The 22294-nt window shown below is 25.7% G+C and carries 21 protein-coding genes and 1 pseudogene; all 22 read left to right on the top strand.

Features of this window, described 5'->3' with window-relative positions; all coding sequences use genetic code 11:
- The first annotated feature begins 247 nt into the window (after positions 1-247).
- The 22 genes and pseudogenes from ACUN06_RS12125 (at position 248) to ACUN06_RS12020 (ending at position 22142) form a co-directional block, all read left to right on the top strand.
- A complete protein-coding gene (locus tag ACUN06_RS12125; RefSeq protein ID WP_449389883.1) occupies positions 248-937 on the top strand; it encodes a YveK family protein in 690 nt (229 codons plus the stop codon).
- A 76-nt stretch (positions 938-1013) separates the two neighbouring features.
- Complete coding sequence (locus tag ACUN06_RS12120) at positions 1014-1691, top strand: YveK family protein (RefSeq protein ID WP_449390281.1); 678 nt, start codon at positions 1014-1016, stop codon at positions 1689-1691.
- Between the two features lie 11 nt (positions 1692-1702).
- Positions 1703-2356 carry a CpsD/CapB family tyrosine-protein kinase gene (locus ACUN06_RS12115; protein WP_412656881.1) on the top strand — a complete coding sequence of 218 codons (654 nt, stop codon included), beginning with the start codon at positions 1703-1705 and terminating at the stop codon, positions 2354-2356.
- 68 nt (positions 2357-2424) lie between these two features.
- A complete protein-coding gene (locus ACUN06_RS12110) occupies positions 2425-3060 on the top strand; it encodes a sugar transferase (RefSeq protein WP_449389882.1) in 636 nt (211 codons plus the stop codon).
- Between the two features lie 15 nt (positions 3061-3075).
- Positions 3076-4278 carry a beta 1-4 rhamnosyltransferase Cps2T gene (gene cps2T, locus ACUN06_RS12105; protein WP_449389881.1) on the top strand — a complete coding sequence of 401 codons (1203 nt, stop codon included), beginning with the start codon at positions 3076-3078 and terminating at the stop codon, positions 4276-4278.
- Positions 4279-4320: 42 nt separating this feature from the next.
- A complete protein-coding gene (rfbA, locus tag ACUN06_RS12100; RefSeq protein ID WP_449389880.1) occupies positions 4321-5190 on the top strand; it encodes a glucose-1-phosphate thymidylyltransferase RfbA in 870 nt (289 codons plus the stop codon).
- A 13-nt stretch (positions 5191-5203) separates the two neighbouring features.
- Positions 5204-6256, top strand: a complete 1053-nt coding sequence (gene rfbB / locus ACUN06_RS12095; RefSeq protein ID WP_449389879.1) for a dTDP-glucose 4,6-dehydratase — start codon at positions 5204-5206, stop codon at positions 6254-6256.
- A 709-nt stretch (positions 6257-6965) separates the two neighbouring features.
- Entirely contained in the window at positions 6966-8237 is a 1272-nt protein-coding gene (locus ACUN06_RS12090) for a hypothetical protein (protein ID WP_449389878.1), read from the top strand.
- A complete protein-coding gene (locus tag ACUN06_RS12085; protein ID WP_449389877.1) occupies positions 8234-8926 on the top strand; it encodes a hypothetical protein in 693 nt (230 codons plus the stop codon). The genes ACUN06_RS12090 and ACUN06_RS12085 overlap by 4 nt, the downstream gene beginning before the upstream one ends.
- Positions 8927-8928: 2 nt before the next feature.
- Positions 8929-9807, top strand: coding sequence for a glycosyltransferase family 2 protein (locus ACUN06_RS12080; protein ID WP_449389876.1), 879 nt, complete (start codon positions 8929-8931; stop codon positions 9805-9807).
- Positions 9794-11245: a flippase gene (locus ACUN06_RS12075; protein ID WP_449389875.1), complete on the top strand. Its 1452-nt coding sequence runs from the start codon at positions 9794-9796 to the stop codon at positions 11243-11245. The genes ACUN06_RS12080 and ACUN06_RS12075 overlap by 14 nt, the downstream gene beginning before the upstream one ends.
- A 48-nt stretch (positions 11246-11293) precedes the next feature.
- Positions 11294-12238 carry a capsular polysaccharide synthesis protein gene (locus ACUN06_RS12070; RefSeq protein WP_449389874.1) on the top strand — a complete coding sequence of 315 codons (945 nt, stop codon included), beginning with the start codon at positions 11294-11296 and terminating at the stop codon, positions 12236-12238.
- 247 nt (positions 12239-12485) lie between these two features.
- Positions 12486-13310, top strand: coding sequence for a LicD family protein (locus tag ACUN06_RS12065; RefSeq protein WP_449389873.1), 825 nt, complete (start codon positions 12486-12488; stop codon positions 13308-13310).
- 316 nt (positions 13311-13626) lie between these two features.
- A complete protein-coding gene (locus ACUN06_RS12060) occupies positions 13627-15486 on the top strand; it encodes a phosphotransferase (RefSeq protein WP_449389872.1) in 1860 nt (619 codons plus the stop codon).
- 2 nt (positions 15487-15488) lie between these two features.
- A complete protein-coding gene (locus ACUN06_RS12055) occupies positions 15489-16451 on the top strand; it encodes a DMT family transporter (RefSeq protein ID WP_449389871.1) in 963 nt (320 codons plus the stop codon).
- A 29-nt stretch (positions 16452-16480) separates the two neighbouring features.
- Entirely contained in the window at positions 16481-17167 is a 687-nt protein-coding gene (locus ACUN06_RS12050; protein ID WP_449389870.1) for a sugar phosphate nucleotidyltransferase, read from the top strand.
- A gap of 50 nt (positions 17168-17217) precedes the next feature.
- A pseudogene (locus ACUN06_RS12045) lies at positions 17218-17985 on the top strand (UTP--glucose-1-phosphate uridylyltransferase); the annotation flags it as partial.
- Between the two features lie 331 nt (positions 17986-18316).
- Positions 18317-18901: a hypothetical protein gene (locus ACUN06_RS12040; protein ID WP_449389869.1), complete on the top strand. Its 585-nt coding sequence runs from the start codon at positions 18317-18319 to the stop codon at positions 18899-18901.
- Between the two features lie 506 nt (positions 18902-19407).
- Positions 19408-20100: a hypothetical protein gene (locus ACUN06_RS12035; RefSeq protein WP_302542584.1), complete on the top strand. Its 693-nt coding sequence runs from the start codon at positions 19408-19410 to the stop codon at positions 20098-20100.
- Positions 20101-20475: 375 nt separating this feature from the next.
- Positions 20476-20601, top strand: coding sequence for a hypothetical protein (locus ACUN06_RS12030; RefSeq protein ID WP_449389868.1), 126 nt, complete (start codon positions 20476-20478; stop codon positions 20599-20601).
- 115 nt (positions 20602-20716) lie between these two features.
- A complete protein-coding gene (locus tag ACUN06_RS12025; protein ID WP_449389867.1) occupies positions 20717-20932 on the top strand; it encodes a DUF2922 domain-containing protein in 216 nt (71 codons plus the stop codon).
- 238 nt (positions 20933-21170) lie between these two features.
- Positions 21171-22142: a hypothetical protein gene (locus ACUN06_RS12020; protein ID WP_449389866.1), complete on the top strand. Its 972-nt coding sequence runs from the start codon at positions 21171-21173 to the stop codon at positions 22140-22142.
- The last annotated feature ends 152 nt before the right edge of the window (positions 22143-22294 follow it).

The following is a 22294-nucleotide window of genomic DNA, read 5'->3' as shown; positions in this document are numbered from 1 at the left end:
ATTATAAATTAAATTTTAAAAAAAGAATAATTAATATTAAAAAAAAGAATATATATAAAGAGAAAAAAGTAATATAATAACAATAAAGTTAAATTAAATAAATATAATACTAAAAGATACTAAGTAATGAAATTATTAAAAAGAATTTTGGCAAATTAATAAGATTTTTTTTTTATAATTTTTATGATATAATTTCAATGCGAAGGAGAGAAAAAAAGAAAGAATTATGGGGTGTATATAAATATAAATGAATAATATTTCAAAAGTTTTAGACGAAATAAAAGATAAATGGAAGAATATTGTCTTAATTGTTTTGTCTTTTTTATTAATTTCAAGTATTTATAATATATTTTTTATAAATAAAGAATATGAAGCTAATGTAAAAATATTTATTGGTAAACAGAAGTTTAAAAATATAACAGAAACTTACAATAATGAAGAAATTAATTTATATCAAAGATTAATTACTACTTATTCTGAAGTTATAAAAAGTAAAAAACTTATTAATGAATCAATAAAAGGCTCTAAAATGAATTATTTACAAGATAAATATAAAAATATAAATTATGACTTATTGATGGAAAACTTAACTGTTAATCCAATTGCAAATACTCAAATTATTGAAATAAAGTATAAAAGTTTAAATCCACAGCAAAGTTATGATTTATTGTATTCTATAACAGAAAATTTAATTAGTTATTCTAAAGAATTATATCCAAATGTTAATATAACAGTTTTAGAGCAAGTTCATGTTAATTTAAATCAGTTAATGAATAAAAAATTAACAATTATTGGATTGGGGTTAATATTAGGATTAATAGTAGGAATAGGTGGAATAATAGGAGTAATGTATTTAAATAACACATATAAAAATCAAAAATCCTTAGAAGAGGAAATAGGCTTAACTGTTATAGGAGTTATTCCTAAAATTGATTAATAAATATGTGATAAAAATAATTAAATAATTATTAAATTACTTATCATTAAAAAGGAGTGTATATTTAATGAATGAAATGGAAGAACAAGTAATTAGTTTGTCGGAAATTTTTGAAGCAATAAAAAAGCGTTGGATAATGATTGTAGCAATTACTTTAAGTGCTACTTTAATATCAGGGATTTTAAGCTTTTTTGTAATTAAGCCAGTATATGAAACAAGTACTAAGTTGTTTATTGGTAAAGAGGAAAGTGAAGATACAGTATATAATACAAATGATATTCAAATGTATCAAAAATTATTACAAACTTATGCTCAAGCTATAAAAACAAAAGATTTAGTTGGAAGGGCAATAAATTCTTTAAATTATGAATTAGAACCAAGTAAGGTTGTTGGAGCATTAACTGTAACTCCAGTTACAGATACTCAAATTCTTCAAATTAAATATAAAAGTAAAAATCAACAAGAAGCAGTTGATGTATTAAAAAATATAACAGAACAATTTATTATTACATCTAAAGAGTTAGTTCCTAATGGAAATGTAAGAGTAATTGAAGAAGTTGAATTTCCAGAAAATCCAGTAAGTCCAAATAAAAAAATGAATATTGCAATAGCATTTTTATTAGGGTTAATGGTAAGTCTTGGCTTAGTTTTCTTATTAGAATACTTAGATAATACATATAAAAATAAAGAACAGCTTGAAAAGGAATTAGATATACCAGTACTTGGAGAAATTCCAGATGTTGATATATTATAGGGGGAAAAGTAATGTTTATAGTTCAAAAAAATCCAAAATCTATAGCAGCGGAAGCTTATAGAAGTTTAAAAACTAATATTCAATATTCTTCTTTTGATAAGGAATATAAAACTATAGTAATAACAAGTTCTAATCCAGGTGAAGGAAAATCAACTACTTCTGGAAACTTAGCATTAACTTTAGCAGAAGGTGAATCAAGAGTTTTATTAGTTGATTGTGATATGAGAAAACCCTCAATGCATAAAAATTTTAGAGTTACTAATACATATGGAATTGCAGATATATTACTTCAAAGAAAAAAGGTTATGGATGTAGCTCATATGTATAATAAAAATTTAAGTATTATAACTGCAGGAAAGGTACCTCCAAATCCAGCTGAAATGTTAGGGTCAAAAGCAATGAGTGCATTTTTAGAAGAAATGAAGGAACATTTTGATTATATAATTTTAGATACTCCACCAGTACAAGTAGTTGCTGATGCACAAATATTATCAACAAAAGTTGATGGAACAATTATTGTTGTTAGAGCTGGAGTTACTAAAAAAGAGGATGTTCATGACACAGTGAATACTTTAAAAAAGGTAAATGCAAATATTATTGGAACAGTTCTTCATGCAGTTGATAGTAGTAAAAATAAATATTATTACTATTATGGAGAAGAATAATATTTTTTAATAACTGTATGTGAATGGGTTAAATTTGTATATAGAAATGGGGAATTAAAGTGGAAGGGATGGAATTAAAGTTTGAAAATAAACAAAATCTTAGAGTTTATGAAATTTGTAAAAGGATAATTGATATTATAGGTGCTGGATTAGGATTAATTTTATTAAGTCCAATAATAGCTATTGTTGCTTGTGCAGTTAAATTTACTTCTAAGGGACCAGTATTTTTTTCACAAAAGAGAGTTGGAAAAAATGGTGAATTATTTGAAATGTATAAGTTTAGGTCCATGGTTGTAAATGCAGAGGAACTTAAAGAAAAGTTAGAAGAACAAAATGAAATGTCAGGTCCTATGTTTAAAATTAAAGATGATCCTAGAATTACTAAGGTTGGAAAGTTTATTAGAAAAACTTCTATTGATGAGCTTCCACAGCTTTGGAATGTTCTAAAAGGAGATATGAGTTTAGTAGGGCCAAGACCAAGTTTGCCTAAGGAAGTTGAACAATTTGATAATTGGATGTTTAAAAGGTTAAGTGTACGTCCTGGATTAACTTGTTATTGGCAAGTTAGTGGAAGAAATAATATTGATTTTGAAGATTGGATGAAGCTTGATTGTAGGTACGTGAATGAGAGAAATCTTTGGATTGATATAAAGCTTATATTTAAAACAGTGGGAGTACTGTTTGGAGATAAAAATGCACACTAGGAGGGAAATGATATTATGAAAAACGTGTTTATAATAGGATCAAAAGGAATACCTGCTAAATATGGTGGGTTTGAAACCTTTGTTGAGAAGTTAACAGAACAACAAAAAAGCAAGGAAATAAAATATCATGTTTCTTGTCTAGCAGAAGATACGAGGGAATTTCAGCATAATGGAGCAAGATGCTTTAATGTAAAAGTCCCTAATATAGGAGCAGCAAAGGCGGTTTATTATGATATAGCGGCTCTAAAAGTGTGTATTAAATATATTAAAGAAAATAAGGTAGAAAATCCAATAATATATATTTTAGCATGTAGAATAGGACCTTTTATTGGATTTTATAAAAGACAACTAAATAAATTAGGAGTAAGTTTATTTGTTAATCCAGATGGGCATGAGTGGAAGCGTGGAAAGTGGAACGCGGCTATAAGGCAGTATTGGAAAATATCTGAAAGGCTAATGGTGAAACATGCAGACTTATTAATTTGCGATTCTGTAAATATTGAAAAGTATATAAAAGATGACTATAAAAAATATAACCCTAAGACGACTTTTATTGCTTATGGGGCGGATACAGAAAGGTCTAAGTTGGATGATAATGATACTACTTTACTTAACTGGTATAAGGAAAATGGGGTCAGAGAAAAGAAGTATTATTTAGTTGTAGGTAGATTTGTACCTGAAAATAATTATGAAACTATGATAACAGAGTTTATGAAATCAAATACTAAAAAAGATTTTGTTTTGATAACTAATGTTGAACATAATAAATTCTACAATCAATTAAAAGAAAAAACCGGGTTCGATAAGGATACTAGAATTAAATTTGTTGGAACAGTTTATGATCAGGAATTATTGAAGAAAATTAGAGAAAATGCATATGGATATTTCCATGGACATGAAGTTGGGGGAACTAATCCTTCTTTACTTGAAGCATTAGCAAATACTGATTTGAATCTGCTATTAGATGTAGGATTTAATAGAGAAGTTGGTGGAGATGGGGCATTATATTTTTCAAAGGAAGATGGATGTTTAGCTAACTTAATTAATAATGAGTTATATGAAGAAAAAATAAGCATGTTAGGAAATCAAGCTAAAAAGAGAATAGAAAATGAGTATAGTTGGAGTAATATAGTTTATAAATATGAAACATTATTTAAAGAGGTTGATGAATCTAAAAGTATAAGCGATATAAATATTGAAACATGTATAAATGATTAGAAATTAATATTATAAAAATATTGCAAAATTAGGGGTGTAGCAATGAAAGGTATTATTTTAGCTGGCGGGTCTGGAACAAGACTTTATCCAGTAACAAAAGCAATGTCAAAGCAAATGGTGCCAATATATGATAAGCCAATGATTTATTATCCAATGTCAGTTTTAATGTTAGCAGGAATAAGAGATATACTTATAATATCTACACCAAGAGATATTGTTAACTTTAAAGAATTATTTAAGGATGGATCAGAATTTGGATTAAATATTGAATATGCAATTCAAGAACAACCAAATGGATTAGCAGAAGCATTTATAATTGGTGAAAAATTCATTGGTGATGATAATGTGGCTATGATATTAGGAGATAATATATTCTACGGACATAACTTTAGTTCACATTTAAAAGAAGCTGCAGAATTAAAGAAAGGTGCAATGGTATTTGGATATTATGTTCAAGATCCAAGAGCTTTTGGAGTAGTTGGATTTGATAAAAATGGAAAAGTAACATCTTTAGAAGAAAAACCTGAAAAACCAAAATCAAGATATGCAGTACCAGGATTATATTTTTATGATAATTCAGTAGTAGAAAAAGCAAAGGCATTAAAGCCATCACCAAGAGGAGAGCTTGAAATAACTGACTTAAATAAAGTTTATATGGAAGAAGGAAACTTAAAAGTTAGTTTATTAGGTAGAGGAATGGCTTGGCTTGATACAGGAACTCATGAATCAATGTTAAAAGCATCTAATTTTGTTGAAGCAGTACAAACTACTCAAGGAACATTTATAGCTTGTTTAGAGGAAATTGCATATAGACAAGGATGGATTTCTAAAGAAAAGGTTAGAGAGTTAGCACAACCTTTAATGAAAACAGAGTATGGAAAATATTTAATAGATATAATTGAGGAAATATAAGGAGAATTTAATTATGAAAACTTATTTAGTAACTGGTGGAGCTGGATTTATAGGCTCAAACTTCGTATTATATATGTTAAAAAAATATGAGGATATAAGAATAATAAATTTAGATAAGTTAACTTATGCAGGAAACTTAGAAAATTTAAAATCAATTCAAGATGATCCAAGACATATATTTGTACATGGAGACATTTGTGATAATGAATTAGTTAAGTCTTTATTTGAAAAATATGAAATAGATTATGTTGCTCACTTTGCAGCAGAATCTCATGTTGATAGAAGTATAAGAGAACCAGAAGTATTTGCTAAGACAAATGTTATGGGAACAGTAAACTTATTAAACTGTGCTAAGGATGCATGGGAAAATGAAGATGGAACATGGAAAGAAGGAGTTAAGTTCTTACATGTTTCAACAGATGAAGTTTATGGTTCATTAGGTGATACAGGATACTTTATGGAAACAACTCCACTTGATCCTCATAGCCCATATTCATCAAGTAAAGCTGGATCAGATTTAATGGTTAAAGCTTATCATGATACTTATAAAATGCCAATGAACATAACAAGATGTTCAAATAACTATGGGCCATTCCAATTCCCAGAAAAATTAATACCTTTATTAATTAATAATTGTTTAGCTCACAAGGATTTACCAGTTTACGGTGATGGAATGAACATAAGAGACTGGTTATTTGTTGAAGATCATGCTAAGGCTATTGATATGGTTATAAACAATGGTAGAATTGGTGAAGTTTATAATGTTGGTGGACATAATGAAAGAACTAATATAACAATAGTTAAGACAGTAATAGCTTACTTAAATGAAAATGTTGATAAAGCAGTTACTGAAAACTTAATTAAATATGTTGAAGATAGAAAGGGTCATGATAGAAGATATGGAATTGACCCAACTAAGATTAAGGAAGAATTAGGATGGTATCCTGAAACTACATTTGAAGTTGGAATTAAGAAAACTATTCAATGGTATTTAGATAACCAAGAATGGATGAAGAATGTTACCTCAGGAGCATATCAAAACTATTATAATAGCATGTATAAATAGTAATTAAATATCTTAGATAAGTTTTTATAATTTTATAGAAGAAAATACATGTTGATTATAGATGCATTTAGACTTTTTTAAAGAAGTCGATAGAAAAGTAATAAGGATAATTCAATAAAATAATTGTATAATATATTTTAGAGTTAGAATTTATAATATAAAAGCTATAAATATGTATATAAATGATATTGTAAACTAAAATCATATATTACTTAAATTAAGATAAGTAATATAAAACTATAATTTTAATATTACCTTGTATAATACGAGTTATTTACTAGATAGTGTGAAAAGAAATTAAGTAATATATAAGAAAAATTATTTTGAACTTACAATATTGATGTATAAAGTGGAGCATTGAGAATACAGTATTGAGGAAATTATAAAAATTTAAATAATTTGAAAGCGAGATATTGCTTTTAGAGAAAGTTATAATATGCTTGATTACGTATATATATATGATAGTAAAAAATCAACATACTATAGAATGATTGGAGTTTTTCGCAATGTGTTTATTAAAACATACCCAATTGTAATATTAAAATCGATATGAATTCAATTCTTGTATCATAGAGTGTATTTGTCATTTAAACAGTATTAGGGAAGTATAGCATATATTATTAGAGCATTTAATGAATAGGGTTAGTGGAATAAGAGAATTAATAGGTAGCCATCAAAAAATTATAGATTAACGCATAGGAGGAGAAGGATGAATTGCGTATCAGGAAATTACTCTAGAAGAAAAGTTGGAATATCATATAGTACAATATTTATAACTATGTTATCGTTAGTTTTTCTTTTTCAAAATGTATTGGAATTATACTTTCCATTTACCGCATATATTGAAGATATTATTTCAGTAGTGTTTTTTATATATTTTGTAGTAAGTGTATTTCAAGAAGGAAAAATAAATAAAACAGATATGTTTTTTATACTTATTTTAATTGCAATTATATTTTGGGGTACATATTCAAATGTCGCTTATAAAATCCAAACGCATGCTATTGCAATAATGATTGATTTAATTAGTAACTTTAAATTTTTGATGATATATTTAGGGTTTTCATGTTATTTAAAAAAAAGACCTAATTTTAGATTTGAACAAGTAAATAAGGTATTAGTGCCAGTGGCTAAGGGATATATTATAATACTTTTTACTTGTGCAGTACTTAATATTTTTGTAGATATAGGAATGTATCAAGAGTATAGATATGGATTGAGAACTTTTTCTTTTATTTTTGGAACTCCAGGGCAAGTGATTAATACAACAATTTGTATACTTTTAATATTATGTATGGATAGAGATTTAAATAGAAAAAAAATAAATAATAGCTTTTTTATTTTTATAACTTGGTTAGTTTTAATATCTACACTAAAGTCACGTGCTCTTATATTAGCTATTACATTCTTTCTATTATATGAGACTTTTGAAATTGAAAAAAGGAGGTCTATTAAATTAAGAATATTAATGGTAACTATAGTTGGTTGTATAATAGGATATTCACAATTTGAATATTACTTTTTGAGTGGCTCTACCCCAAGACTTAGATTTTTCAAGATAGGAATAGAAATATTTAAGGAATATTTCCCGTTTGGAAGTGGATTTGCTACTTTTGGTTCAAGTGCTGCAGCAAAATATTATTCACCATTATATTATAGATATGGGTTTAATAATTTTTATGGAATGAGTCCAGATGATCCTGCATTTTTAAATGATACTTTTTGGCCAATGATTTTTGGACAGTTAGGATTAATTGGAACAATTTTATTTTTATTGATATTAGGAAAGTTTTTAATGAAAATTTATCAAAAAGTTAAAGGACAAAGTAATATTATTAAATTAGCAGTATTCTTTTATATTTTTAATGTTATTTTTTCATCTATTCAATCATCTTATCCTAGTTCCAATTCTATGGTATTTACTACTTATTTTGTAATTATTGTATTGGCGTATGGAATTCGCAGAAAGGAAATAAAATGATTTTAGAAACGATAGGGCTACCAGGTAGTGGGAAAACATATCTTTGTAATGAAATAGAAAAAAAATTAGGTAATAATATCAATTCATTAAATATATCAAGACTTACTTCAAATATATTTATATTTAAAATTATTAAGTACTTATTTATTTTATTGTCAAGTCGCACGAAAATTGCCAGGGATGTGAAGTGTAAAGTGCGATTAGTATTACAACAAGAAAATGTAAAAAGTAGTTTTGGAATATATAAAGATGAATCGTATTCAGTTAATATGATTTGTTGCTTTATTCTTTTGTATAGTTTGCTTGAACGCTCAAAAAAGGTTTATTTATTTGATGAAGGAATTGTACATACAGTTATAAAAATGTGCGCAGATTTTGAATTTTCTAAAGAAACTTTTAATAGTATAATGAACATTATTGAATCGGTATTAAAGGATAAAAATTGGGTTGTTATTTATAATTATATAGATATTGAAGAGGGTTTAGCATCTATTAAAAAAAGAAATAGGCATGTGTGTGCATTTGATGAATTATCAGCACATGATTTACGTCTTATTCTAGAATATTATAATGAATACAATGAATTTTATTATAGTACAAGAAAAACAGTGGGTGTAGAGAGAAATAAGCCAATGAATCAAAAAATAGAAGTTATAATAGACAAAATTTATAATATGGGAGTGAAATAAAAATGGTTTGTTTTGTAGTTCTTCATTATATTGCAGAAGATGAAACTAAACAATGTATTAGTTCAATTTTAAATAATGTTGAAGGTGAAAAAAAAATTATCATAGTAGATAATGCTTCACCAAATGGTTCTGGAGAAGTTTTAAGAAAATTTTATGCCTTAGATAATCGAGTGGATGTAATTTTAAACAAGAACAATGATGGATTTGCAAAGGGAAATAATATTGGATATTATCATGCTAAAATTAATTATAATCCTGATTTTATAGTTGTTATGAATAATGATATGGAAATACAGCAAAGAGAGTTTATTAAGGAAATATATGAATGTTATGACAAATATAAGTTTGCTGTAATGGGACCAGATATTTATTCAACTAAAGCTAAAAGGCACCAAAATCCAGAATCGGAATTTAATATAACTTTAGATAATCTGAAAAAAAGAAAAAAATATTTACTTTTAAAGAAAAATCTAAGATTTATTATTAGATTCAAGTGGATGCTTTTGAGAGGAAAGAAAAAATTTTCGAATATTAATGATGAAGAAAATAATTTTGTAGATCATGTAGTGGAAGATAAAACATTACATGGATCTTGTTATATATTATCTAGAGATTTTATAGAACAACGTGAAAAGTGTTTTTATGATAAGACGTTTATGTACATGGAATCTTACATTCTAACATATGAGATGAAAAGAGATAATATGAAAATGATATACTACCCTAATGTAAAAATATTACATCATGAAGATGTGTCAACTGATAGAACTTACACACAGCAGTATAAAAAATCATTTTTTACAATAGATTGTCTTCTTCAATCTTGTAATGCATTTATCGAATTAATAGAAAAGGATATTAAAAAAAATGAAACAAAATAAAAGTGTAGAATTGAATTATATTTATAATTTACTTTATCAGATTATAGTTGTCATAGTACCATTTATTACAACACCATATGTTTCAAGGGTCTTAAATGCAAATAGTATTGGTATATTTAGTTATACGACAGCGATAACAGGTTATTTTGTTTTATTTGGTAGTTTAGGTATTACTACATACGGGCAATTAAAAATATCAGAGTTTCGAAATGATAAGTATAAAATGTCTAAGATATTTTACGAGTTGTTGATTAATAAGATAATTATTACATTTATTATTATTGGATTTTATTTATTGTTTTTTAATTTGAAATGTAATCAAAATTATAAGACAATGTACTCAGTATTAATTATACAAATTTTAGCGAGTGCAATTGATATATCTTGGTTCTTACAGGGATTAGAAGAATTTAAAAAGATACTTATACGTAATATAATAATAAAGTTTTTAAGTGTGATTCTAATTTTTTCATTAGTGAAACAAGCTAAAGATTTATATTTGTATGCATTAATTATTAATGGATCAACATTAATAGGAAATTTATCTATTTGGATGTTTGCTCGTCGTTATTTAGAAAAGGTTAATATCAATAAACTAAATCTTAAAAAGCATATAAAACCATGTATTATGTATTTTATTCCAACAATAGCAACTACTATTTATCTTACTTTAGATAAAGCAATGATTGGATGGTTTACATCAACGTCTTTAGAAAATGGTTATTTTGAACAAGCTAATAAAGTGGAGCAAATGGCACTTACTGTTGTTACGTCTTTAAGTGTAGTAACAATGCCACGAATGGCGTATTTATTTAAAAATAATAAGTTATCTGAATTGAGATTGAGATTAAATGAATCATTTCGTTTTATTTTGTTTATATCAATTCCAATGTGTCTTGGAATGTTTGCTATATCAGATTCATTTATACCACTTTTTTTAGGTGAAGGATATGATAAAAGTATTGGATTATTGAAGATATTTAGCTTACTATTAATTATTGTTGGTTTAAACAACGCAGTAGGAAAACAGATTCTCATGCCAATAGGACGTCAAAAAGAATATAATAGGTGTGTAATATTAGGGGCAATAGTAAATTTTTCATTAAATTTTTTGCTTATTCCTCGCTTATATTCAATTGGTGCAGCTATAGCATCAGTATCAGCAGAAATGGTAATCTTGTTAACTTTTATTTACTATTCAAGAGATTTTATAAGTTTAAAATGGATACTAAAAAATTCATTTCATTATGTTATAGCAGGTTTAGTTATGTTTGTAGTAATTTGTTTATCTTATCGTTACTTTAATATTTCATGGATTTCGCTTTTTTGTCAAATATCAATTGGAAGCTTAATATATGGTAGTGTATTATTAGTTATGAGAGACAGATTAATATTTCAAGGAATAGTAATGATAAAAAAGTATTTATCAAAAAATTAAAGTTATTTTTAATTTAGAATGTATGATTAAATAAGAAAGGAGTATTAGATGAAGAATATTGTTAAAAGTTTTAAAAGGGTAGGAGGTTTGTCGCTGATAAAACAATATCACGATGCTAGAGTTTTATTTTTTGCAATTACAGAGTTTATAAGATTAGGTAGTTCTCAGACTGCGTTGGAATTACTAAGAGAGTCTGTACAATTAAAAATTCAAAAAAAGCTGTATAAGAAATATTCTTATATTTTAAATGAAATTGATAATGATAAAATTTTAATGATGCCACATATAAAAGAAAATAATGTTTGGGTTTGCTGGCTTCAAGGTTTAGATAATGCTCCTAAGATAGTCCAAAAGTGTATTCAAAGTATTAAAGATAATTTTAAAGATTATAAAATAACTATAATTACAGAAGAAAATTATAGAGATTATGTTAAATTCCCATCGTATATTCAAGAAAAAATTAATAATGGAACAATTTCTAAAACTCATTTTTCGGATTTATTAAGACTTGAATTATTAATTAATAAAGGGGGCATATGGATTGATTCCACTGTACTCGTAACTGATGATAATATTCCAGAAATAATAAAAAATGCAGATATATTTATGTTTCAGGAACTAAAACCTTGTAAGGATGGACATTGTTTGCCTATATCTAGTTGGTTTATGGTTGCAAAAACAAATAATTTGATATTATATGCAACACAGGCAATGTTATATGAATATTGGAAAAATAATAATAAAATGATTGATTATTTTTTATTACATCATTTTCTTAATATTTGCAAAGAAAACTATCACAAACTGTGGAATAATATTCCTAAGTATTCAAACTGTATTCCCCATATGCTTTTACTAGAGCTTTTTGATTCTTATTCCATGTCACGTTATGAAGAAATAACAAGATTAACTAATATACATAAATTAAGTTATAAGTTTTCTGAAGAACAAATCAACAAGGAAAACACATATTATAGATATTTATTTGATTAATAGCAATATGGTAAGTATGTACTTATATATTAAATATTAATAAAGAATAGTAAGAAATTTTAAGTAGAGTATTGGAAATTGTAAAAGTATAAATTAGGAGAGAATAAATAGCACAAATTATATTTTAAGTTACCTTATATAAAGATTAAATAAAAAATACAAGTGTTATTTTAGAATTAAGAAATACTTTATTAAATTTATTTTATAATATTTTATAAAGTGTTATATAGATGTAAGGAGTATTAAAATGAAAAGAGAATTGAATATTAGAGAAACACAAAGGATTTCTTTTAATATTTTGAAAAAAATAGCTGAAATATGTGAAGAAAAAAATTTAAGATACTATCTAATTTATGGTACTTTAATTGGAGCAATTCGTCACAATGGTTATATTCCATGGGATGATGATATTGATATTATGATGCCACGTCCAGATTATGACAAATTATTGTTATATTTAAGAGGGAATATTGAAAAATATCCCAATTTGAAAGTTTTTAATCATGAATTATGTTCCGAATATCCATATATGATTACAAGGATTAGCGATGATAGATATGAAATTGAAATGCTAAATGAAAAAAAATATGGAATGGGTGTGTTTATTGATATTTATCCTTATGATGGATTAGGAGATACTAAGGAAGAAGCCTTAAAATATGGGCTAAAAGGAGATAGATTATCTTCTTTTTGTTATCAATCTACACGTAAAAAATATTTAGTTGAAACAACATCAGCATGTTTGAGAAAAATAACTAAATTTCCGGTATTTGTATTATCGAGATTAATAGGGAAAGATTATTTTCAAAATAAATTAGAAAAGTTAGCAAGAGTAAGGGAATATGATTCAAGCAAATATATTGGATGTGTAGTTTGGTTATCAGGGGGAGAGAAAGATATCTTTCCAAGGGAGTGGTTTGATGATTTTTTAATGATGCCATTTGAAGATTGTAAATTTAGAGTACCAAAAGAGTACGATAAAATATTGAAACACATATATGGAGATTATATGAAATTACCTCCAGAGAAAGAGCGAGTAGGTCATCATAATTATAAAGTATTTGAAAAATGATTATATAGACTTCAGATGGATATTGATGTAAAAGAATTATATATTATTTAATAATTTTTAGCTTGAGTTTTTACGAAGAATTATCATTAAATATATTTATTTTTATTATATTTGCTATGTTAAACTTTAAAGTAAATTATATACTAGATTAAGTTTTAAGTTTAATTAGAAAAATACTTAGATTTTATTATTTTAAACTGAGTTTAATAGGCTTTTGGATATGTATATTTAGTATTAGAAAATATATATATTAGTTGAAATACGGGAAAAATTTTATTAAAATATATATGTTCAATTATTGAACATAGGAGGCGTTATGGAGACTATATTTAAATTATTAAAAGAAATTAATAAAAATTCAGGAATTAATCAAAGGACATTAAGTATAAAGTGTGGAATTTCTTTGGGAAAAGTAAATTCAGATATTGAAGATTTAGAATTTAATAATTTTGTTGTTAAAGAAGTTAAGGGAAGAGAACACAGATATAGTATAACTAAAAAGGGGTTAAATCTACTAGAGCAATATTTAAAAAAATATAAAAAAGAACAACTTCAATTACATATTGATTCAAAGATAAATGTAAAAGTAAAAAAAGCAGTAATTCTTGCAGCAGGAAAGAATAAAAACTTTAATGTTCCTGTAGCTAATTTAAACATAAATAATATATCTTTAATAGAAAGAAATATAAATATTTTAAAAAATAATGGAATTGAAAATATCATTGTAATTGTTGGATATAAATCAGAGGTATTAAAACAAAAATTAATAGATAACAATATAATTATCTTAGAGAATCAAGATTATAAATGGACAGGAACTATGGAATCTTTGGCAATTGCTTCACCATTTATTAATGATGATTTTATATTGATTGAAAGTGATATAGTTATAGAAGCAGATGGAATAAGTCAAATTATCCAACATCCGACGAGAGATTGTATTTTGATAACAGTAGAAAGTGGTTCAGGGGATGAGGCGCTTGTAGAAATTAGAGAAAATAAAATATATAAAATTTCGAAAGATATAGCACAATTAAATAGAATTGATGGAGAAATGATAGGGATAAGCAAGGTATCATATGACTTTTACCAAAAAATGATTGAGTCCTATAAGTATAATCAAAATCCATATATGAATTACGAGTATATGATGCTTGATGTTTCAAGGGTATACTCATTAGGATATGTGAAAATTGATAATTTACTATGGCATGAAATAGATAATGAAGAGCATTATAATTATGTTATAAATAAGTTGTTGAAGAAAATTGATAAAAAAGAAAAATCTGTATTATTAAAAAATCTTAAAGAAATAATTTGTAAGTGTATGAATATACAACCTAATGAAATACATAGTATAACTCCAATTGGGGGGATGACAAATAATAATTTTAAGGTATCTGTGAAAGATAAATTTTATGTACTTAGGGTTCCAGGCAATGGAACAGGTGAAATGATAAGCAGACAAGATGAAATAAAAAATGCAGTTTATGCTAATAAGATTGGTGTTGATGCTAAGCTAATTTATTTTAATGAGGATACAGGAATAAAAATTTCTAAGTTTATAGAAAATGCAGAAACATTAAGCCCAGATGCAGCGAAAAAGCAACAAAATATGAAAATGGTATGTAAGCTTCTAAGAACTTTACATAATTCTAAAGAAAATATGAATAATAATTTCAATATTTATGAAAAAATAGAAAAGTATGAAAAGTTATCTAAAGAGGCAAATGGATTATTTTATGATGATTACTATCAAATCAAAAATAAAGTATATTCTTTAAAAAATATAATGAGTAAGTTAGATGTTTTATATATGCCTTGTCATAATGATACCATAGCAGAGAATTTTATAAAAAGTGGAGAAGAGAAAATGTATCTAATAGATTGGGAATATGCGGGAATGAATGATCCTATGTGGGATTTAGCAGCATATTCTTTAGAAAATAATTTTAATGATGATGAAGAAGAGTTGTTTTTAAAGATATATTTTAATGGTAAAGTGGAAGAAAAATATAAAAAAAGAATTTTAATTAATAAAATATATCAAGATTTTCTATGGAGTATATGGACTAATATAAAAGAAGCAAGGGGAGATGACTTTGGAAGCTATGGTATAGATAGGTATAATAGGGCAAAGAAAAATTTAAGTATTATATTAAAGGAGAATCTATAAAAATGATATATGGGATAATGTCAGGAATATTATGGGGATTAGATACTGTTTTACTTGGAATTGCTTTAGCAATGACACCTTTTATATCAACAGAACAAGCTATATTTTTATCACCTTTTATTAGTACTTTCTTACATGATATATTTTCATCAATTTGGATGGCTATATATATGGCATTTAATAGACAATTAGTTAAAACAATTAAAGTTGCTAGTACAAGAAGTGGAAGATTTATAATGATAGGTGCTCTTTTGGGAGGACCAATTGGTATGACAGCGTATTTATTGTCAATTAAATATATAGGAGCATCATATACAGCAATAATTTCTTCAATGTATCCAGCTATTGGAGCGCTACTTTCATATATATTTTTAAAAGAAAAAATGAAGTTATCAGCTATTGTTGGATTATTAATTAGTATAAGTGGGATAATCATTTTAGGATATTCACCGGGAGGAGAAATTACGAGCTTTGTTTTAGGTTTTATATTTGCACTATTATGTGTAATTGGATGGGCATCAGAAGCTGTTATTTGTGCTTATGGAATGAAAGAAGATGAAATATCACCAGAACAATCATTACAAGTAAGACAATTAACATCTGCAACTGTATATGGATTTTTAATAATTCCAATAATTAATGGAATTGATTTTACCCTAGGGGTTATTTCAACATCAGCTACAGGAATTATAATTTTTACAGCTTTAGCAGGAACTGCTTCATATGTATTTTATTATAAAGGAATTCATAAAATTGGAGCTACAAGAGCAATGTCACTAAATATAACTTATTCAGCATGGTCTATAATTTTAGGATTCATTTTATTAGGAAATAGAATAGATATAAAATCAATAATTTGCTGTATAATTATTATAGTTGGTTCTATAATGGCTGCTGGAGACATTAAAGAAATTATATCTATATTTTTTAAAAACAAAGATAATACTAATAATTTATTAATTTAAATTTTATAAATAAGTTAGGAGAGAGTAAAATGAGAGCTATACTTTTAGCAGCTGGAATGGGAACGAGGTTAAGGCCATTAACATTAGAAACACCTAAACCATTAATTAAAATAAATGGTGAAAGTATTATAGAAAGGCAAATTAAATATCTCAAAGAAATAGGAATAAATGAGATAATAGTAGTTACTGGATATTTAAAGGAAAAATTTAATTTTTTAAAAGATAAATATGGAGTTAAAATTATTCAGAATGATAAGTATGATGTTTATAATAATATTTATACTATGTATTTAGTAAAAGATTTTCTCGAGGATTCATATGTTATAGAAGGAGATATATATTTAAATAGGAACTTTTTAAAAAAAGATATTAAAGAATCATCTTATTTTAGTGCACCTAAATATGAATATACTGATGAATGGATTCTAAGGATTGATGATAAAAATAACGTTATCGACATTGAAACTGGTAGTGAAAATGGACAGTATATTATGTGTGGTGTATCTTATTGGAATAGAAGTGATGCTAATTTTATTATAGAAAAATTAGAGAACTGTATTAATGAAGAAGAATTTACGGAATTATTTTGGGATAATATAGTTAAATATAATATTAAGGATATTAATATTAAAATAGAAAAGATTAATTCAGATGATGTTTATGAAATTGACTCATTAAATGATTTAAAAAAAATAAACGAAATATTATTAAAATAGTATTAGTATAATGTTTTAGAAGTAGTTTTTTTATTAGAAACAAATTCAAAGTTGATAATCAAATATTACAATATATAATAAAAGAATGTGTTCAATCAGGAATAGAAGAAGTTCTTATAATAATAGGAAGAAAAAAAAGTATAGAAGATCATTTCGATAGAAGTGTTGAGCTTGAAATGGAACTTGAAAAATCAGGAAAAGAAGAAATGCTTAAAATGGTTAGAGAAATATCAGATATGGTAAATATCCATTTTATAAGACAAAAGGAACCAAGGAGATTAGGGCATGCTATACTTTGTGCAAAAACCTTTGTTGGTAATGAGCCATTTGAAGTATTACTTGGAGATGATGTTGTTTATAATGATAATAAACCATGCTTAAAACAACTTATTGATTGTTATGAGGAATATAAAACTTCAGTTTTAGGTGTTCAAACAGTTGAGCCACAAGATGTTAACAAGTATGGAATAGTTGGTGGATTACATATTGAAGATAGAGTTTATAAAGTAAAAAATCTTATAGAAAAACCAGCAGTAGAAGAAGCACCTTCTAATGTTGCTATTTTAGGAAGATATATAATTACACCAAAGATATTTGAAATATTAGAAAATACTAAACCAGATAAGGGAAATGAAATTCAGCTTACAGATGCATTACTAGAGCTTATTAAACATGAAGCTATGTATGCATATGATTTTGAAGGAAGAAGATATGATGTTGGAGATAAGCTTGGATTCCTTCAAGCAACAGTTGAATATGCTCTTAGAAAAGAAGAGTTAAGAGATGGATTTATTGAATATTTAAATAGTATAATTTAAAATTTTAAACACAAATTATAATTAAGAAGAGAGTGACTTAGTCTCTCTCAAGGACCCCAGGGGGATTAAAATTCAGTGGCAAACTTATATTAAAGCATGAGTTTGTCACTGTTTTTTTGTTAAATAAGTATGTGTTTTATGGCTAGAAAAAATATAAATGTCAAGAATACTATTTAATTAAAAAATAGAGCAATCACATTATTTATAATAATGTTTACATAAAATTAATGGAATGCTATAATTTTATTGTAACTTTACATAAAATTAATATAATATTCATATTAAATACTATATTAATTTTAATAAAAAATAACTTAAGAGGAGGGAGAAGATGAAAAAATTTACGTCAATTTCTTTGATATTTATGATTATCTTTTCAAATTTTACATATGGCGTTACAGCTGCTGTTACAGAAGGCGTAAAAAATGATGTATTAAATTCTGAATATGTTGTTATAGTTAACACTAGTTCAAAAGAAAATCAATCAACAGGTAAAATTGTATTTGATGAAAATAATAATAATAATAGAATTGGCCAAGAAATTAATTCACAATCAGAAAATATAAATGAAGATTTAATTGTCAACCAATTAAAAAATGAAAATACTGAAAGTGAAGAAATTAAACAAATTCAAAAAGCAAAAAATAATACATATAGTATTGGAGAACAAAAAAATATAGGAAATAATACATATACATTAATTGGTATAGGTGATAAATCTTATATTTGGATGGAAAATAATTTAAAATCTTCTTATGATAATGTTCAAGGTAAAACAGAGTTAGCTGCTAAGGAAATGATAAGAGTTTATGAGGGACGTCCTTATGAATTTTTAAGCAAGAGAGTGACTTCGTCCCTCTCAAGTACCCCCGGGGGTTTTAAAATTTTCCAGTGGCAAGCTTATGTAAAAGCATAAGTTTGTCACTATTTTTAGTTAATAGAGATTTTTATTTATAACATATTTAATGTAGAATATAATTAAAATATACAATAATTATACTATAGGAGAAAATTATGAGTAAAAATTTATTAACTTCTTAAAGTAGATTTTGTATTTTAAAATATATTTAAATTATCAAATCTAGTTAGAAATATTAAAATTAAAAAAATAGTAAGTGTTGAGATAAAAAATATAATTTATTATATAGTAAATGAAGTGAATATATTGGGTTAGGCAAAAGTTATATAGAAAGCATATATAAGTTAGAACATGCATTACAAATACAAAAAGCAGGATATGAAAAAGAATAAAAAAGTAAATGATAATTTCATTAAATTAACAAATTAAAGTAAGAAAATTTATAGGACTAAGCTTTAAATATATTAATAAAGTTTAGTCTCTATTTACTTTTTAATTACTATTCTAACATATAAACATATAACGTATATATTATATTGATATGAATAGAAAGGATTTTTTATATGAAAAAGTATATTTTACTACTAATATCAATACTTTTATTTAGCATATTAATATCCTGTTCGAAAGAAAATGATATTAATAATAAGGAGCATACTGAGATAAAAGAGAAAAAAACTGTTGTTTACTGTACTTATTGTGGAAAAGAAGCAGAAGAAATATATGATTTTTGCCCACAGTGTGGTGAAAAGGGAACTTGGTCTAAGACAAAGGTTAATGAAGATGATTTAAAATCTAAAGAAAAAGAAGAGGAAGAGAGCAGAGAGTGTAAGCTAGACACTAATAATGATAATGGTATAGAAAGCGATAGTTCTAACTCAGCTGAGAAGAAGGAAGATACAGTTCAGCAGATTATAGATGATCCTAATGCAAACTTAATAAATATAAATCCAAATACAGGAGAGATAAATGCTAGACCTGTTCCTTGTTGCGTAAGGTGTAATAAATCTACTAATGAAGCTTATACTACAGGCTATTGTAATGAATGTAGAAGTTGTGATATTTGTGGTGGTGAGATTGATACCAGTTCAGATTATTTTATAAGCCTACAAAGGTGCGAAGATTGTTATTTTAGAGAACAAGGTAGTAGGAGGCAACAGTGCTCAAATTGTGGATATACAGCATTAACATCTGAAGTTGGTACGAGTGGAGAATGTCCAGAATGTAATGGATTTACTATGGAATATATAGATTAATTTTAAAGCATTTAGTACTGTATAGATATAGAAGTCTACACAGGGCTTATTACTTTTCATTATTGAGAAAGAGATTGGCTTCCTCCAGCTCAAAGACGTCCGGCGGTTTTAAAATAATATAGCTATATGCATAAGCATATGGCTTATTTTTTTACAATAAAAGGATTACAGTGGGGGAACTGTAGTCCATGTATATGGGGTATGAGGTTTTAATTAATATGTCTATATCTATAGCTTGACCATATTTGAAATTTTTATACAACAATATTAAAAAAGTTTAATTTTTTTGTAAAAACACTTTTCTTCATGGATATGTATTAAGTGTAAGGCAAATAAATAAAAAACTTACAATAAAAATGAATGGGGGAATTTATTATGGCAAACAAAGCTTTAGAAAGTACAGTATTATCAATTGAAGTGCAATCAGCAATTGGCAAGGATGGTAATCCAACCTTTACAAAAAAGAAGATAGGTAACTTAGTATCCAATGGCAGATCTTAATAAGGTTCAAGAAGTAGCTGGAATAGTTTCAAATTTACTTAGTGCAAACACTAGAAATATCTATGTAACTGAAATGTCTCAAATCCAAGAATAATAAAAGTGGGGTGTGTGAATTATGGAATATACATTAACAATGACTTTTTTAACTGAAACAGGAGAAAAATCTAATATATCTATTTCAGATGTTAAAGCTGGAATAACAAATGAAGAGGTTCAAGTTTTAATGGATAGCCTAATTGCAAATAACATTTTTGAAAATAAAAAGGGAGCATTAGTTTCCAAATACTCAGCTCAAGTAACAGAGAGACAAGTTACTAAATTTACTGTTTAATAACTTAAATATATAAAAAGGTAGTAATAAGATTTGTATTTACATTTCTTATTACTGCCTTAAATTTGTATACATTTACATAAAAGAAAATTGTAAAAGAAAAGTATGATAATTTATCGGATTTCTTAAGAAATTTGTAAAAAATATTATGTAAAATATTACCATAACATAAAGGGTATTAAGAGCTTAAGTTCTACTCTTTCTTGGGAATAAATAATATTTAAGTGAGGTATGAAAGATGAATAGTAATAGTCATGTTATTAGCAATGTTTTTAATGATAAAAATATTAATAAAGATGAAAGATATATGTTTTTAATGTTTATATCAATGGTTAAGGATATTAAAGAGGAAATTACAATTTCAATTAATGATTTGATGGAATCTTTTCAAACTAAAGGTAAAAAGAAAGTATTAAGTATTTTAAAATCATTAAAGGAAAAGGGCTATATAGAAATAATAAAGATCATTGGAAAAACTAATAAATATAGAATTATTAAAAGTTATGTTTGTGATTATATAAAGAAAGATTATTGTAGTAAAGAGGAGCATTATAATAATGAGAATTATTATAATGCACAACCATATGATGATAATAATAGTAGTAGCAATTTAGATACTGGTGTTGAATTAACTAGTGGTTATTTAGATAATAGTAGTGAAATAACTGGTAGTAATAATGATACTGGTATAAAAATAGATAGTGGTTATATAGACACTAGTATTGATGTTGAACCAGGTAATATGAAAGTTTATAGCTGTAGGGAAAATGCTGAAAACAAGCAGCTTAATGAAGATATTATTTATCCAAGTAATGAGAAAAATAGATACAACTATAATTTAAATAATAATAATAAAAATAATATATATATAAATAATAATAAATTATATATAAATATATTTAATACTTGGAATGAAACTAATATAAACAATGAGAAAATATTATATCCATCAGTTAAGAGTGCAATAGATTATGCAATTAATAATTATGGTGAGGATGAAGTAATAGCAGCTATAAAAAATTATAGTGAGGTCTATTATAGTGATTTTTATTATGACTTTGGATGGAATTTAATAAGTTTTTTAAGAAAACAAAATGCTATTAAAAGATTTTTAAATAGTGGAGATATGTGGATTAATTATAGTCGTAGGGTAGAGAATGAAAAACAAAAGGATGAGTTAGAAATAAATATTGAGGATTATATAGATTAAAAACAAAATCATTTAACTTTTTTAGAATATCATAAGCAAGAGATTGACTTCGTCCCTCTCAAGTACCCCCGGGGGTTTTAAAATTTTCCAGTGGCAAGCTTATGTTAAAGCATGAGTTTGTCACTATTTTTTTTGTCAAATAAGTATGTGTT

Source organism: Clostridium sp. ETTB3 (assembly GCF_053571985.1).
Note: the sequence above shows the minus strand (reverse complement) of the source record. Positions and strands in the feature narration are given on the sequence as shown.